The following is a 14,685-nucleotide window of genomic DNA, read 5'->3' as shown; positions in this document are numbered from 1 at the left end:
AAATAATATACCATTTTTTTAAATGCATTTTACATGTCTATTAACCCAAACGTACTTCCTGCCCTTTTTCGGCAGACTCGTAGATGGCGCACAGCATACGCGTGGAGGTCACCCCATCCGCAATCGGGCTGATGGGCGGCGTACCGTTCAGGCAACATTCTACAAAGTGATCGATCTGATTCTGGAATGCACCGTGTATATCCAGACCGGAATGATCTGTCTGAGGTTCGATGTTCATGATGGTATCATGTTTCTCGGTGACAATCAGTGTTTTGGGCTCCAGTTCAAATCCACCGCGCTCACCGTACAGCTTAACAAAGGATTCATCCTCACGGGCATGGAGGGTAAAACTCACATCTACCGCCAGAGAAGCACCATTTTCAAAACGGATCAGGGCATTGGCCATATCTTCGACATTATTAATCGCAGCACTGTAGTCTGCCGCTTTGTAAAAGGAGAGATGTTCCACATTCGCACGATTGCCGAGTTTACGATACGTATTCCCGCTGACGGAAACAGGCTTCGGTCTACCCATAAGATACCAGCACTGATCGATGATATGTACACCCAGGTCAATCAATGGGCCACCTCCGGAACGAGCCTTGTCCGCAAACCAGCCGCCCGGGTTACCCAGGCGCCGCAAAATCGACGCTTTCGCATAATAAAGCTCACCAAACTCGCCGGCATCAATGAATCTGCGCAGCATCTGCATGTTGTTATCATACCGGCGTACAAAGCCGACAACAAAGGTCCGTCCGCTTTTTTTCACCGCTTCCTCAATCCGTAGCGCATCTTCCACATTCGTAGCCACCGGCTTTTCCAATAATACATGTTTACCTGCTTCCAACGCCGCAATGGCAAATTCCGCATGCGTATTATTCCATGTACAGATACTGACCGCATCGACATGCGGGTCTTCCAGCATCTCACGATAGTTCGTATACACGGACTGAGCGTCATACTTCTGTGCGGCTGCTTTGGCCCGTTCCTCGTTCAGATCACAGATGGCATAGATGACGGCATCCTCATTTTTGGCATAACACCTCATATGAAGATCCGAGATCGAACCTGTGCCAATCATACCGATATGCAGCATTTGCTTGGTGCTCATCTTCGTCCTCCCTCCCTTTTCCAAAACTTCGTTAACGTCTAGTCTGCCCGCAGCATGCCTTCGTAAATACCTGGTGTTGAATTTTCAATCTCCACCGCGCCCAGCGTTCGTTTGTAGAAGTCCATCGGCCCAGCCGATCCGATAATCGCGTAACCGTAGCCATCTGCTCTCATCGCATGCATACAAGCCAGTAGCAAGGCAGTCCCAACACCCTTTCCACGGGCATCCAGGCTTACGCCAGTAGGGCCGAAGAAATTACGACAGGTCGCTTCATAACAGGCAAAACCAATCATTCTTCCATGCTCCAGCGCAATATAACAGGTCACAGGTTGTCGGGCAAAGGCGACATCACATTCATCTACCCAATGCTGGTTAAAATGGGTTCTCACCCAGTTCAGCACCTGCTGTTTCTCCGGAGCAATAGCTCTGCGAATGACAATGGATGCGGCCTTCAGTTTTTCCAGCCCGCCGTGTTGCTCAGGCAGACGATAAAGCGCAACCAACATATCACTCATCGGTTCGTTTCCTCCTCATCTGGCACGGAATGATCCGCATACTTTGAAATTAACCTAATCCTACTGCTGATAACCTGCTTCTTACGCAATATTCCGAATTGAAACGAACATACGGCGCTTACAGTGTTTATATCCTACTGCAACACTGAGACAGGTTATCCCGTCAGTAAAGATGAGATGCGGTGATCTGTATAAAAGTTTACCGCGACACAACGCAGATGAGAAGGGATGATTACGAATGAAAAACAACATGAAAAAGGTAAGCACCATCATGGCTCTATCAATGGCACTAAGCGGCGGAGCTGCTTATGCTGCATCAGTAGATAACACGGTACAACCTACGCAGGAAACCGTCACTTCTGCCCCGAGCAGCACTACAGGAGTTGTACATGTATCCGTCAATGGTGCAACGGTTGCTAACGGATATTGGACTCAAGACGATAAGGCAGCCATGATCCCGCTTCGAGCGCTAACCGAAGCTCTGGGAATTGAATTGAAATGGCATAAGGAAGACAAGTCCGCAGAGTTGACTCGCGGAGCCTTGTGGACCCAGGTTTACACGGGTAAAGATCGTTACTCCGTCAACAAAATGCTGCTCACCCTCGGCACAGCTCCTGAAATTAAGGAGGGAACACTTTATGTGCCTGCTGCTTTTGCTGAGAAAGTCCTACATGCCCAAGTAAGTACAACGGGAAATCAGGTGGAGATTAGAAGCGAGGAGGATGTCAAGACGGTTACAGAACGTGGCGTGATTACGCACATTTCTAATCAGGATAAATATCAATCCATTCAGATTGGCGGTACAGGGCCGGATGGTATTGTGTTGAACCTGAGCAAGGATACACAGCTCATTTCGGCGGAGGGAGAAGAGATTAAACTGGCTGACCTGTCCATCGGTATGGTGGTAAAAGCTGAACACTCCTTGATGATGACCAAAAGTCTGCCTCCACAAACACCAACGTATAAAGTGACTGTCCTGGATACAGCAGCTGAAACAGCAGCGCAGCCTCAAGAACTTTTTGGAACCTCTGGTACGATTGAAAATGTAATTATGAATGACGGCATGGTGTCCCAGATTGAGATTAAAGGTACACGTCTGGCTGAGACTGCACCAGATCATGTCATTTTAAATATCAACAAAGAAACTTCGCTAGTGAACCAGAGAGGCGAAATTGTAAAAGCCGAGCAACTGACTAAAGATGCCAAAGTGATGGGTTTCTATAGCCCGATGCTGACACGCAGCCTGCCTCCAATCGGCACAGTTTGGAAAGTGGTTGTAGAGATTCCGGCAGTTCAGCCCAAAGCCGAGTAAAGGCGGTAGGATGTGCCGATAGGAAGTTAGAATTAGCCTATAGGCAAGTAAGTAGAGTACATGTGGAATGACGCGTAAAGGCTAGAAAAGCTAAAAACCTTTCCCTCCTGTCTTCTGTCAGGGCGTGGAAAGGTTTTTTCAAAAATGAGTAAGTATCAAAACTTCTAAGGTAAGTATTCTAAGTTAAGTATCTGTTATCTGTTATATTTCTTCTGTTTTCCGGATAGAGAAAGTATGATCAAGCCTCATCTGAAGGTTCTATAATTGCCTCAGCCTCAATCTCCACCATTAGCAAAGGATCAATGAGCGCATTGACTTCGACCATCGTAGCTACAGGCTGGATCTGTCCGAAGAATTCGCCATGTGCTTTGCCAACCTCTTCCCACTTCGAAATATCCGTGACAAACATACGTGTTCTAACCACATCGGTCAAGTCTGCACCAAGCTCTTTCAGCGCTTTTTCGATCGTCTCCAAAATAAATCTGGTCTGCACATACGGGTCACCCGCACCCACAACGACGCCATCCTGCATTGCTGTTGTCCCGGCAACCTCTACCCGGTTACCCACACGAATTGCACGGCAATACCCTACTAGCGGTTCCCATGGAGAGCCTGTAAATACCTGCTGTCTGCTCATTTTCCAACCTCGCTTTATGTCATTTCATTATTGGATTAAAGATGAATTATATCAGTCCGTACTCATCTCAATCAACGATTAAAACTTGATTTCAACTTTATTTCCTTTCCTCAAACTCAAAAATCCCCTGAACACTTAACCTTAAGTAAGATTAAGTGTTCAGGGGGACTTGCTTAACGTACAAAGAAAATTAAAGTTTAATATTAGCCTCGTCGAAGTAATCTTCCAAAGTTAAACCACTCTTTACGACATCAGGTGCAAGATCTGCGCCAACATAACGAATGTGCCAAGGCTCATACACGTAACCCGTCTTGCTCTCTTGACCTTTCGGATAACGAATGATAAAGCCATATTCGGCAGCATGTTCATCGAGCCATTTGCCTTCTTTGGATGAACCGAATACTTCTTCCAGTACGTTCCCCACGCTTGGACTCGATACATCTATGGCAAGTCCGGTCTGATGTTCGCTGCGGCCTGGAACGGCACTTACACGGGAAGCATACTCTTCCCCTTTGGTTTTGACATTATTGTTGTAGATGGATACCTGACGCTTGTAAGACCGGTAACCAGACACGGCACGAAGCTCAATCCCGTCTGCTTTGGCACCAGCAAACAGTTTCTCCAGCGCTTCCGCAGCTTCTTTGCGCATATGCCGTTTCTCATGTGGCCCCTCGAAGGAGAACGGTACGTTAGGCTCAACCAGATCACTCGGCTCATAACCTTCCGGCAGACTACGCTGTTTGTTGACAATGACCGTCATAGCCGCAGCATTAGTCACCACCGATTGGGAATCAATCGTGGTCTGCAGAGCGCTGATGCTGCGTTTCTCCATGAGCGGATCTTCTGCTGTTGCACCACCACTTCCATTGTCCGCAGAACCCTGCCCTTCTCCGGTAGATACGCTGCCCGAGCCGTTATCTGTGCCTTCATCGCTACCCGAATTGGTTGTGTTATTGTCTTCCGCATTGCCTTTGCCATCTGAGCCAGATTCATCGGTCAAATGCACGGTTGTGCCATCCGTCCCCTGCTCCGTGTTAGGTGTTCCGTTTGCGTTCTGATTCTCGTTCGCACCGGAACCGCACGCAGCCAGCAAGGCTCCACATATCATAAATGAGGACAGCAGAACCACGATTCGGCGCTGTCTTCCTGTTCCTGATTTCATCATAAAACTCCTATCACCTTAGTAGAATGAATATCTTTTTTTCGTTTTCTCATGGTTACTATGATGTTCCCTGCGACAGTATACCTTAAATGCACGATAAGCTCCACCTGTAAAGAGTTCCTTCTCCCAGTCTCTATGCTGAGATATACCCGTTATACAGCTTGTAGCCTTGATTTCTGTACATTTAATGCAACATCCCAAACTTAGTTAGCTTCAGATGGAAACTGGAAATGAAAGCTCAGCTCTACAAAAAAACAAGCAGGAGCGATCTGGTGATCTCCCCCGCTGTACATGTGTGATGCATCATTTGGTTGCCGGGCTGTCCTTGTGCTTCTGGACAGCCTGCCACATCCGCGCCGCCACGCGCTCGCGGATAAGATCCAGACCGGCTGCTGCAGGCACTCCCGGCAGCAGCGCGGTCAGCTCGGGCAGCGCAGGCGGTTTGCCCGGCTGCGCGAGCCGCACCTCCACGGCGCCGAAGCCCGGCCCCGGCTGGTGCATGGCGCCGTCCGCGGCAGCCTCGGCGATCCACTCGCCCACGGCCGCGCCGCCTTCGCCAGCCCGCGCCTGCGGGCGGCCCGCCGTCTCCGCTGCGCGGCCCGGGCCGCTGGGATCATGGGCAAGTTCCTCTGCCCATGATCCCAGCACGCCGGCGAGCAGCGCTTCGCGCGGCAGGCCGGCGTGCGCCAGCTGCAGCAGCGGCTCGGCCGCGAGGCGCGCAGCAACGGCGCGCTCCGCCGTAGCGGCATGCGCGCAGCCCGCGCGGCCGCAGGTGCACGCCGCTGCAGGCGCTGCGCCGAGCGCGGCCTCGCCTGGCGTGCCAGCAGGCGCCGCCGCGGGCAACAGCCCGGCGAGCTCCTCTGGCGCCGGGCCACCGCGCAGCAGGGCGTACAGCGCCAGCGGGCGCTTGCGCAGCTGCGTCAGCACGGCCTCGCGCTGCGCCTCGCTTAGCTGCGGCAGCGTGCCTGTGACCGTGAACACGCCGGATGCGGCTGTTCCGGTCCGATCTGTATCAGTTGACCCGGGCACCGTCTCTCCCGAATCCTCCGCTGCATTCACCTCTGCTGTCCACACCCCGGGGGACATATGCAGCTCTACGTTCCATTTTTCGCTCATCATCATCCCCCTCTCTTCATTGATCATGCAAACCAACTTTGCCAACAACAAGCCGATTTTGCCTTCATTGCCAAACATTCAAATGTAGTGTGAATAACCTTATCCACTACATACCTCAGTGTTAATCTACAACCAAGTCTCTCCTTGAAGCGAGATCAGACTACGCAGTTCATCGTCTGACATCTCGGTCAGCCAGTTTTCACCCGAACCTACAACCTGCTCGGAGAGAGCTTTCTTGCTCTCAATCAGCTCATCAATTCGTTCTTCCAGTGTACCCTGGCAGATCAACTTGTGTACCTGAACGTTGCGGTTCTGCCCGATGCGGAATACCCGGTCTGTCGCCTGATTCTCCACTGCCGGATTCCACCAGCGATCATAGTGGATGACATGGCTTGCCCGTGTCAGGTTCAGACCCACGCCGCCTGCACGAAGAGACAGGACAAACATAGACGGGCCTTCCCCTTTTTGGAATGTCTCCACCATTTCATCCCGCTGTGACTTGGAAACCCCACCATGCAGGAAGTAAGGCTCTTCCTCATAACGCCGGTTCAGTCTGGAAACCAACAGATCCCCCATCGCAACATACTGGGTAAATATCAAAGCCGATTCTCCATTATCCCGAATAGCATCCAGCAATTCGAGCAATCGTTCCATTTTGCCAGATGCTTCGGCCTTGCCATGCTCCTTCCGGCTGCTGTCCGCCAGAACAGGGTGATCACAGATCTGCTTCAACTTGGTTAGAGAGGACAACACGATCCCTTTACGTGCGATACCGTTCCGTCCATCCAGACCACCCATGAGATCATCCACGACCCGTTGATACAGAATCGCCTGCTCCGGTGTCAGTGAACAATAGGATTTCAGTTCCAGCTTTTCTGGCAAATCTTTGCGAATATCCGGATCACTCTTCAGCCTGCGTAACATAAACGGCGACACCAGTCGATGCAGTTCCCGGAGCGAAGCCGCGTTCTCTTCCGAAGGGGCCAGACCTGTATACCGCTGGCGGAACGAAGAAGATGTACCGAGATATCCCGGATTAAGGAATTGAAAAATAGACCAAAGTTCACTCAACCGGTTCTCTACCGGTGTTCCTGTCATAGCAATGCGATGAGAAGTGGACAGCCGCATAACACTCTGTGCCTGCTTCGTCCGATAATTTTTAATATACTGTGCCTCATCCAGCACAACGGTTGACCAGTGCAACGAAGCCAAATCCGGGCCATCACGGCCAGCCAGATGATAAGTCGTGAGCACAATGTCATGCTTCTGTGCTTCCTCTTCGAAAGCATCTCCATGCAGCCTTTGCCCACCATGATGAATGTACAGTGACAAGTTTGGAGCAAAGCGCTTCAGCTCACGCTGCCAGTTACCCAGTAGCGAGGTTGGACAGACAATAAGTGTAGGCCATTGAACCTTCGGCGTATCTGTACTTGGATCAACACCGGACTCCTGTGCTTCTTGCAGTGCAGCCTGACGCTCCTCTTCTTTCCGATCCAGCAGACAAGTGATGACCTGAATCGTTTTTCCAAGTCCCATATCATCGGCAAGACATACCCCGAAGCCCAGTTCACCCATGGCAGATAACCACTGAAATCCACGTTCCTGATACGGTCTCAGCTCACCATGCAACTCCGCTGGCACTCGGCGAGGTTCAATGTTACGAAGCACCTGTCCCTCAAGCAGGAAAGCGAGCATGCCTTCGGATTCAGCACCGAAAACAGACATCCCTTTCCAAATCGAATCTTCCCCTTCATCTGCGGCTAGATGCAGCCATTCAGAAAGCGGCATGTATTGTTCTTCTTCTTTTTTCATATATCGAAGCACTTGGCGAATCTCTTTTGTATCCACTTCAATCCATTCCCCGCGAAACATAACATAGGGAACGGTAGATTCAGCCAGTGCGGCAAGTTCCTCTGCCGTAATCGGCTTGCCATCCAGCATCGGCTCTGCTGTAAAGGAAACGAGCTGCTCCATGCCCAGTGTAGACACAGTTCCAGGTTGACGCTCCGGTGCCCCGTTCATCATCTGCAAACGCAGACCTGCACGTCGTTTCCCCGCACGACTCCATCTTGACGGCATTAGAACCGTTACCCCAGCCTTCTGTAACTTGGGAACCGCATGGGTAAGAAATTCAAAAAAGTTCTGCTGCTGTAGCTGTATTCCCTCGGGACGAGCATGCAGCAAAGCCGTTTCCAGTTCTGGTGCCAACTCAGATGCCCGACCGATGGCCATTAGTAACTGCTCTGCCACAGAGGCATAGTAGACTTTTCCCCGATCCAGATCACGCCCCGGATGTGCCCAAATGCTTCGTGCAGGCAACCTAAGGCCCGCTTCTTGATCACTGTCCACCCAGAAACTGATCCCCCAGACGGTCTCCTGCTCTCCCAGCGGTGGCTCTAAACGCAGGACAAGTCTAAATTTCCCTTCCACAGGCGGCATTTCTTCGATACCAAGTGCAGGCATCGTTGTCCCCCCCGCTTCATGGATCGCTTCCACGAAATCCGCCATATCCTCTGTCGGACCTTGTACAGTGACTGGGCGGAATATGGAGATCAGACTGTTCCACCATAGCTCAGATACCGGTGAAGAGCCGCGTCTGAACGATGTCCGGTAACGGGAAAGTTCACTATCCATGCCTTCCAGTTCATTTGTTACCACTGCATGAATGATGCCGCTCATAAATGAAAACAATACCGTCCCTGCCGCTTCCTCACGTGTCTCCGGCTCCGTAGAGGCATAGGCCCCCGGCGCTGACAGCGCAATGGGAGGCATCGATTCAGCAAGGTTTTTAAAACGTTCCTGATCTTCTTCAAGCTGCAAACGAGGACGCCATACCCCTGAGAGAGTTTCCTGTCCCGTTCGCCGTCTTGATCCTGTTTTAGCGGCAAATGCCGCCGCCGGGGCAATGGCCCCTCGTAGCAACAATTCCTGTGTGAACTGTGCTGCTTTGACCCAATAACGCATCTCTTCTCCAGCTTGAATCCCAGCTGCACGTAACATCTGGTCGTCCCACTGCAATAACAGTCTGAAAGCATCCTTCGGCGAGACCGCCAATCCTTCCAGCGTGCGTCCAAGCAACTGCCTCCGCTTTACGTTTTTGGCTTCTGCCGCATTTCGAAGCGGATTCGGCCAGCGCAGTTCGGCAAGACGTAGCGCGGCAGGCTGAAACAGACGACCCCCGTCGCCAAATTGCAGCCTTCGCACCACGTGACTCCATGCATCTACGCGCGGTTCCGATGTTTCACCGGAAAAACAAAAAAATACGTCTCCAAGCCATACTCCATACAGCGATTGCATCATTACAGTCTCCCGTCATCCCTTCGCATTGTTACTCTCCATCATATACGAAAATGGACGGATTTAAAAACCTTTACGTATAAAAAGTGCTGATCACGCTCTTTTTCTGTACAAAAAAATGTCCCTTCTCCATTATTCGGATGAGGAACATTTTGTTTAAACATTTAATGATGCGGGCCGTCAGACGGTCACCATTTTTGATCCGATCAGGATCTGACCAGACTTCCGAGCAGTACATCTAGGTTCAGAATACCCGCGCGGTGATCCGCACAGAACCCGATTTTATCAAAAACACCAAGCATAAAGCGGCGGTGTTCTTCTGCAGGCTCTTCGAAACGATCATACGTCACAACCGAATCTACCATGTCTACAATTAGAGGCACATACCCGTTCTTGTAAGGGACTACGATAATTCGTGTAGATGAGGTATCTTCCTTCTCCGGCATGCCGAGCAATACACGAAGACTCACGACAGAAACTACCTTACCGTACAATGAAGCGAATCCTCTGATCTCTGGACTTCCGAAAGGAACCGTTGTAACCTCTACCATTCTAATAATTTCATGAACCTGATCAATGCGAAGTGCAAAAATTTGATCTCCCACCGAGAAATTAATATATTGCATTACTTCATCCATAATGTCCCCATACCCTCTCATTCCGTAAAATCAGATCATCAACACGCTTTTGGCTGTCGAACTTTAGACGATGAGTCGTTACATGTTGTATCGGTAATTTTGGCGTAATTGTTTAGGCTTTCAACAAGAAGAATCGCAGTTACATCTCTTTCCCCGTTTTCTTTGAAAAATAAGCGATTTAACCCTCAATTCTGTGGATAACTCATTAAATAATTCTTGAACTTTGCTTGGCGTGAATAAAAATATAAAGTTATACCCTATTTGTGGATAAGTTGTGCACATGTTGCTCACAATCTGTGGATATAGACCTTCATTTATGTGGATATTCATAAATTTAATGTGGACATGTTGTGTATTTGTTTGTAAATCTAACGTAAACTTTGTCGTTTTTCGCCTGCTTATCCTCTATTGTGGACATATTGTGGAAAGCCTTTCAATAACAATACTGGATTCCACATTTTCTACCTGTTGTTATTCACATCCCTTTCACCAGCCCAACCAAGAAGGATTTCCGCTGTACGTTCAACCTGAAAAACTGGAAAATAGTGACCATAAGGGATTCCCACTTTTGTACAACCCGCATCTAAACTAGCAGGAAACTGATATTCCCGATCCTTTTCTGCCCAAACAACCAGTCGATCTGCGTCATGTACTCCCTGCTGAAAGCTGCCGAATTCATCCCAAAAGCTTACCGTCTGTTGATGTCCCAAGTGAATCCACCGCAACAAATCTACATGTGCACCCGCTATACGAGGTGAACGGAGATAGGCTTGTACCCTCTCAGCCAGCCTCGTAACGCTGATCTTATCCACCACTTCTTCACCGCTCGCACTAAACACCCGCGCCCAACTGCTCCGGGACTTACTCCGCAGTAATGTCCTCACAACACGCCTAGGCAGATGGAGCACCTGTTTTAAACGTCCATTATTCCCCTCATTCACATTGTCCGCAACAGGCTGGAGTAACGCCAAACGGATATCGGTACGCCCGCTTCGCTTCAACGCTGCCGCTGCAATAGCTGCACCAACAGAGTGACCAACGAGTTTGATGGGACCCTGCACTTCAGATAAGGCTTCTATAAGGGCGTTAACCTGACCTGTAAATGCATCTTTTTCTTGGTGAACAGGTGAACGACCAAATCCTGCGAGATCAACGATCCAGACAGGATTAACCGTAAGTTTCCGCAATTGTGACCCTAATGGAAGCAAATCATCGGCACTTTGCAACAAACCATGCACGATCACCCACGGCTCCCCCTCACCTTCCCAGCCTATACAGGCCAGATTTCCAAGACGTACACGGATATAATCGTTTAGAACATGTTTATGCTCAGCTTCAGCCTTGGACAGAAGCCGGTAATCCAGATCAGCAATAATGAACGGAAGCTGCTCCCGGATATCTGGCCAGGTTCTCCCCATTCGTTGCATCAGCCCCTCGGTCTCCTCTACCGGAAATGTCCTGTCTGTAATAAAGGCCAGTGACTGTGAAGGTATACCGCTGACACGACTTCCACCAAGGCTCATAAGGCGTTGAATCCAGGATAATGGCAATGATCCTGCCGGTCTGGGCACATCCAGTTGCTTTGTGATCAGATGCAGCAATTCCTTCATGTCCGGACTCTCCTCCTTACGGGCGAGCAGTGGATAAGTCCCTCCGAACGGTGCCTCATCCCGGATTAGAAAGACAAGTGTTTCTGCCACCACATCATTCTCCACGAGTGGCAACCAGTACGACGATCCACCAGGTACAACCGGCATAAAACCTTTCTGAACAGCTCCGATAAGCAACCCGATCCCGCCAGTCTGCTCGGTTTCACCTGTTGGGCGTGGCCCGACCACCGTGCTGGGATTTACCACGGACAACGGGTAGTCATACTGTTTTGCATGTGCCCTTATATAAGCATCGGCCTTGAATTTCATCTCTTCATAAGCACTCTCTTGGTTACCGTCATGATTCATTTCAACCCGTTCCTGTTTCTCTTGCTCATTCCCTTGCCCATAAGGGCTCATAAAACCAACCACATGAATGAAATGTCGCAGACTTCCGCCAAGCTTCATCTCCTGAGCCAGCTGAGCAATCTCTCTGGCTCCATGCATAAAGGTTTTTTCTGCTGTCTCTCGTCCCAGCGTAATGTCCATCGTTCCCCCTGCATGAAGAACGACATTCGCCTTCCTGATGCGTTCACGATCTGCTCGAACAAGCCCTAAACCTGTCAAAGATAAATCACCTTCGATAAACGTAATCCGTTCAAAGCCTCTCACACCGTAACTCTCCAGAACTGATCTGGCGCGCCGCTCGGAGCGAACCAGCAGCAGCATATGTATATCTGTTTTCTCCACAATTTGTTTGACTGTTTCCTTTCCAATAAAACCGGTACTACCTGTCATAAACAGAACGGTTTGCTCTAATCTTGCTTCGTTCATCGATATGCCTCCAATTTATCTTGATCTCGTTTATTATCAAACTACACATTAGTACTATTTAGTACTAATTAATTTCAAAAAAAGAGCTTCGTTTAACGAAGCATCTGACAAAACGTACGTGCGGACTGCTCTATAATACCCAGATCACGAGAAGTCCCGGCCAAGATCAGCGAACCTTCAAGTGCTACGACAAATAAGGAAGCTGCCGCCCCCGGCTCAATTCCTTTGCGGAATTCGCCTCGTTCTGCCCCTTGCTGGAACAGCTTCTCCACCATAGGTACAAGTTCACGGAAAAAGATCGAGATGCTTTCCTTCGCCAGGGAAGCACTTTCCGGTGCCTGCATATAAAGAGTGACAAACGGGCATGTACCTTCAAAGTTTCTACTTTCTATACCTGCCGAGAGCAATTCCAGGAAAGAGTTGATCCGTTCCTCCACTCCCCGCTCACACTGACTTAGTAGCAAGTACAGCTCTGATTCATATTGTGCAATCCAGAACTGCACAACCGCCTGAAGCAGTTCCTCCTTATTTTTAAAATGATAATAGATATTGGATTTGGATACGCCACTAACACGCACCACCTCATCCATGCTGACATAAGCATAGCCTTGCCGGAGGAATAACTGCGCAGCAACTTCCACCGCTTTGGTACGGTTAACTGGACTAGAACTTCTGGGACTGGAGCTTCTAGGTTTGGATGGTTTAGAAGATTCAGGAGTCCCTTGATGTGATGTATGGTTATCGTTATTCATAACTAGAACTATATAGTACTATTTTAACAAAAGCAAGCATAGCTGTTTATAAAAGTAGATCAGACGATCATTTTCTGAAAAGTTGTCCACATTTAGATCATATACACACAGGATATCCACATCTAGTATTAAGCCGATGTAAAAGTTTGTTTTTTGGATTTGTAAATGCATTTAGTTATCCACATTTTATAGAAAGTAAACTATGCAACCGTGGAGAACGCAAAGAAGCCAGTTGCAAAAGCTGCAACTGACTTCAAGTAAACATACTTTATTTATTTTTTAAGACTATCCCAGTTTTGCTGCAATGCATCAAGCAATGCTTTTTTATCCGATTTACCTGCAACATATGCTTGGATAGTGCTACCGAACTCTTGTGGAACACCCTCAGGGAAACGGTTGAAGTTCCAGCTTAATGTTTTATTTTCCTGACTATATTTCATGATATCTGTTGCGAGGTCCCCGAGCTCTTCCTCCGATGCCTGAATGGAACTGAAGGCCGGAATGAACTTGAACTCTTTAGTTAAATAGTTTTTACCAATGTCGGAGGTAACGAGCCAGTCCAGAAATTCTTTTGCCTCCGCCTTCACTTGAGAGTTTTTATTCACAACCCAGTAGTTAGGCACGCCTACAAACAGCTTATCATTCGGTTCATTCGTAATCGGCATAGGCAGAATACCCAGATTCAGATCCGGATTGATGCCGTCAATCTGTACTTGTGTCCAGTTTCCTTGTTGCATCATCGCCGCTTCGCCACTAGCAAAAAGAGTTACCTGCGTGTTGTAGTCTGTGGTGAGCGGATTTTTGTTGCTGTATTTGAGCGTCAGGTCAAGCAAGTTGATCCATTCCTCGAAGACTGGGTTACCCGGAATTTTCTCCGTACCCTCGTTCAGACCTTGAATGAATTTTACCGGATCGGCCTGATTCGCAAATGCTACATTGACGTTATGATTCCCGAGCACCCACCACTCCTGATAACCGTTCGAGAACGGTGTAATGCCTGCGTCCTGAAGTTTCTTTGCCGCTTGATCCAGTTGTTCCAATGTTGTTGGGATTTCAGTGATGCCTGCTTTGGCAAACAGATCTTTGTTATAGATAAAACCGTACCCTTCCAGCGCGAGTGGCTGTCCATAGAGCTTTCCGTCTTTAGTCATCGGCTCTTTGGCCACTTCCAGTACATCCTTAGCCCAAGGTTCACTAGATAGGTCTTCGAGATATTCGAGCCAGGTATCGAGTTCACGGTATCCACCGACGTTAAAAATGTCCGGTTGCTCACCTGCGGCAAACTTCGCTTTTAATGCAGCCCCGTAGTCACTGCCACCGCCGACCGTCTGAATGTCCAGCTTCACGCCTGGATGGGAAGACTCATACTCTGCTTTGAGACGATTAAGCGCTTCGGCAATTTCAACTTTGTATTGGAAAATTTTAATCGTTTTGGCGCCACCCGCTGCGTCACCACCACCCGTTTGAGCATCTGTATTCACGGGACTACCGCTTTTGTCCCCGTTTCCGCAACCTGCAAGCATGACTGAAAAAGCAATGAGCATCAGCAATGTTAACTTTGTCATTCTTTTCATAGATACACTCTCCCTGTAAGTAGTTTCAGTTTTACTGCCTGCACCTCTTGCGTACACTTTGCCTCTTACTCCGGCTGTACTTCGTTTGTTTAGAATGACCCTGTCCTTGCTTTTAATTCTTTCGCTTACTATATAGATGAACTAACGC

The 14,685-nt window shown here is 49.0% G+C and carries 11 protein-coding genes; 1 reads left to right on the top strand and 10 read right to left on the bottom strand.

Annotated features, from left to right (window positions below; genetic code table 11):
* Positions 1-40: 40 nt before the first annotated feature.
* Both M3629_RS20670 and M3629_RS20665 read right to left on the bottom strand, forming a co-directional pair.
* Positions 41-1,111, bottom strand: a complete 1,071-nt coding sequence (locus M3629_RS20670; protein WP_154891363.1) for a Gfo/Idh/MocA family protein — start codon at positions 1,109-1,111, stop codon at positions 41-43.
* A 38-nt stretch (positions 1,112-1,149) separates the two neighbouring features.
* Entirely contained in the window at positions 1,150-1,626 is a 477-nt protein-coding gene (locus M3629_RS20665) for a GNAT family N-acetyltransferase (RefSeq protein WP_154891364.1), read from the bottom strand.
* 238 nt (positions 1,627-1,864) lie between these two features.
* Here M3629_RS20665 and M3629_RS20660 point away from each other — a divergent pair, with 238 nt between their 5' ends.
* Positions 1,865-2,938: a copper amine oxidase N-terminal domain-containing protein gene (locus M3629_RS20660; RefSeq protein WP_251509836.1), complete on the top strand. Its 1,074-nt coding sequence runs from the start codon at positions 1,865-1,867 to the stop codon at positions 2,936-2,938.
* 238 nt (positions 2,939-3,176) lie between these two features.
* Here the strand turns inward: M3629_RS20660 and M3629_RS20655 are convergent, their stop codons facing one another.
* The 8 genes from M3629_RS20655 to M3629_RS20620 form a co-directional block, all read right to left on the bottom strand.
* Positions 3,177-3,575, bottom strand: coding sequence for a RidA family protein (locus M3629_RS20655; RefSeq protein WP_154960596.1), 399 nt, complete (start codon positions 3,573-3,575; stop codon positions 3,177-3,179).
* A gap of 190 nt (positions 3,576-3,765) precedes the next feature.
* Complete coding sequence (locus M3629_RS20650) at positions 3,766-4,737, bottom strand: M15 family metallopeptidase (protein WP_251509867.1); 972 nt, start codon at positions 4,735-4,737, stop codon at positions 3,766-3,768.
* A gap of 303 nt (positions 4,738-5,040) precedes the next feature.
* Positions 5,041-5,859: a hypothetical protein gene (locus tag M3629_RS20645; protein ID WP_251509835.1), complete on the bottom strand. Its 819-nt coding sequence runs from the start codon at positions 5,857-5,859 to the stop codon at positions 5,041-5,043.
* Positions 5,860-5,979: 120 nt separating this feature from the next.
* Positions 5,980-9,153, bottom strand: a complete 3,174-nt coding sequence (locus tag M3629_RS20640; protein ID WP_251509834.1) for a DEAD/DEAH box helicase — start codon at positions 9,151-9,153, stop codon at positions 5,980-5,982.
* A 203-nt stretch (positions 9,154-9,356) separates the two neighbouring features.
* A complete protein-coding gene (locus M3629_RS20635) occupies positions 9,357-9,788 on the bottom strand; it encodes a chemotaxis protein CheW (protein WP_167375702.1) in 432 nt (143 codons plus the stop codon).
* Between the two features lie 461 nt (positions 9,789-10,249).
* Positions 10,250-12,211, bottom strand: a complete 1,962-nt coding sequence (locus tag M3629_RS20630; protein ID WP_251509833.1) for an alpha/beta fold hydrolase — start codon at positions 12,209-12,211, stop codon at positions 10,250-10,252.
* Between the two features lie 92 nt (positions 12,212-12,303).
* A complete protein-coding gene (locus M3629_RS20625; RefSeq protein WP_251509832.1) occupies positions 12,304-12,963 on the bottom strand; it encodes a TetR/AcrR family transcriptional regulator in 660 nt (219 codons plus the stop codon).
* Between the two features lie 272 nt (positions 12,964-13,235).
* Complete coding sequence (locus tag M3629_RS20620) at positions 13,236-14,537, bottom strand: ABC transporter substrate-binding protein (protein ID WP_090918601.1); 1,302 nt, start codon at positions 14,535-14,537, stop codon at positions 13,236-13,238.
* Positions 14,538-14,685: the final 148 nt, after the last annotated feature.

Source organism: Paenibacillus polysaccharolyticus (assembly GCF_023714295.1).
Classification (GTDB): Bacteria; Bacillota; Bacilli; order Paenibacillales; family Paenibacillaceae; genus Paenibacillus; species Paenibacillus polysaccharolyticus_A.
This window is presented reverse-complemented; position numbering and strand designations above follow the sequence as displayed.

Bases quoted from the DNA above. Each gene is read 5' to 3' on its own strand.
- M3629_RS20670 (WP_154891363.1), bottom strand. From the start codon at position 1,111: ATGAGCACCAAGCAAATGCTGCATATCGGTATGATTGGCACAGGTTCG.
- M3629_RS20665 (WP_154891364.1), bottom strand. From the start codon at position 1,626: ATGAGTGATATGTTGGTTGCGCTTTATCGTCTGCCTGAGCAACACGGC.
- M3629_RS20660 (WP_251509836.1), top strand. From the start codon at position 1,865: ATGAAAAACAACATGAAAAAGGTAAGCACCATCATGGCTCTATCAATG.
- M3629_RS20655 (WP_154960596.1), bottom strand. From the start codon at position 3,575: ATGAGCAGACAGCAGGTATTTACAGGCTCTCCATGGGAACCGCTAGTA.
- M3629_RS20650 (WP_251509867.1), bottom strand. From the start codon at position 4,737: ATGAAATCAGGAACAGGAAGACAGCGCCGAATCGTGGTTCTGCTGTCC.
- M3629_RS20645 (WP_251509835.1), bottom strand. From the start codon at position 5,859: ATGATGATGAGCGAAAAATGGAACGTAGAGCTGCATATGTCCCCCGGG.
- M3629_RS20640 (WP_251509834.1), bottom strand. From the start codon at position 9,153: ATGATGCAATCGCTGTATGGAGTATGGCTTGGAGACGTATTTTTTTGT.
- M3629_RS20635 (WP_167375702.1), bottom strand. From the start codon at position 9,788: ATGGATGAAGTAATGCAATATATTAATTTCTCGGTGGGAGATCAAATT.
- M3629_RS20630 (WP_251509833.1), bottom strand. From the start codon at position 12,211: ATGAACGAAGCAAGATTAGAGCAAACCGTTCTGTTTATGACAGGTAGT.
- M3629_RS20625 (WP_251509832.1), bottom strand. From the start codon at position 12,963: ATGAATAACGATAACCATACATCACATCAAGGGACTCCTGAATCTTCT.
- M3629_RS20620 (WP_090918601.1), bottom strand. From the start codon at position 14,537: ATGAAAAGAATGACAAAGTTAACATTGCTGATGCTCATTGCTTTTTCA.